The organism is Pseudoalteromonas sp. APC 3893 (assembly GCF_030408095.1).
GTDB lineage: Bacteria > Pseudomonadota > Gammaproteobacteria > Enterobacterales > Alteromonadaceae > Pseudoalteromonas.
On record NZ_JASDCD010000073.1, the window covers coordinates 1 to 1,135 of the forward strand.

The 1,135-nt window shown below is 43.3% G+C and carries 1 protein-coding gene and 1 pseudogene; both read left to right on the forward strand.

What is annotated here, in order from left to right:
* A partial coding sequence (locus tag QMA12_RS22025) for a DUF2169 domain-containing protein (RefSeq protein ID WP_290211504.1) occupies positions 1-615 on the forward strand: 615 nt, incomplete at its 5' end.
* Positions 612-1,135 (forward strand): annotated as a pseudogene (locus tag QMA12_RS22030) (hypothetical protein); the annotation flags it as partial. The gene QMA12_RS22025 and the pseudogene QMA12_RS22030, both read left to right, overlap by 4 nt.

The window sequence follows — 1,135 nt, forward strand, 5'->3', positions numbered from 1 at the left end:
GCGCTTAATTATATGCAAGCTTATGGTGGCAAAGAGCTAAATAACGACAGCAATACGTTATTAGAAAATCCAATTGGTCGTGGTTTTAAACTTAAAAATAAGCAGGCGGTTGGCCAGCAACTGCCAAGTGTTGAGTATGCTAATTCACTGCTTAGAAAACCAAGCCATAACACCCCAGTTGCAAGCTTCGCAGCTATACCGAGTCATTGGTCACCACGCATAGAACGTCTACCTGAGGTTGACGAAACAGCTCTAATGGCGGGTGAGTACCCATTTAAAACCGCCCAACCCAAAGATTTATATAACACCGCTCCCGCAGATCAACAAGTTACGGCCGAATTTGCCAAAGGATGGACGTGTCAATTAACTGGGCTTTACCCGTTGCAACAATATGGGCAACAACAACGCATAGAGCTGCCATACCAGCCACCGATTGTGGAGGTCGTGAATACTTTAACGCGCGAGCGGTTAAGCATGCGTTGCGATACCTTAGTGATTGACTCTGACGCCCAATCTTTTTCATTACTTTGGCGTGGCCATCTCAGTATTAAAAAAATAGGCGCTAATAGCCAAATATTGGTGGCTTCAGCGCAAAAAAATAGTGAAGTAATATGACCCCCCTTACTTTTGATAGCCTTTACCATATTAACGCAGCTGGTTGTAACGTAAGCAGTTTTTATACCGCCGTTGCAAATAAAATGCTGTTTTCAAAGCCAAGCAAAGCATTAATTAGGTGCGATATTAGTTTGGATGCGCCCTATATTTTTGTTGAAATTGATGAACTTGCGCAACTTGATAGAGCAACCCGCTGCGTATTAATGTTATCGCACTTACTAGAGCAGATAGATATCGCCACCCTTAGGCAAACTCAGCGTATCAGCCAAATGCTATTCTTACTGCCTGTTGATGAATTGGCACAGCCTGTTATCGCAGACGAAATGCTCAATGAGTTACTAAACGAGTATATACCTGAACAAATGCCAGCTTATACACAAACGCCCCATGGTGACTTAACTCAACTTAGCAACGACACGTTAATCATTTCTGTTGATTCATGTATTAGCTATCAGTATGTCAGCCAGCAAGCCAAACAAACCACAGTGCAAGTATTAAACGGCCCGCCAGGGGTGATCAA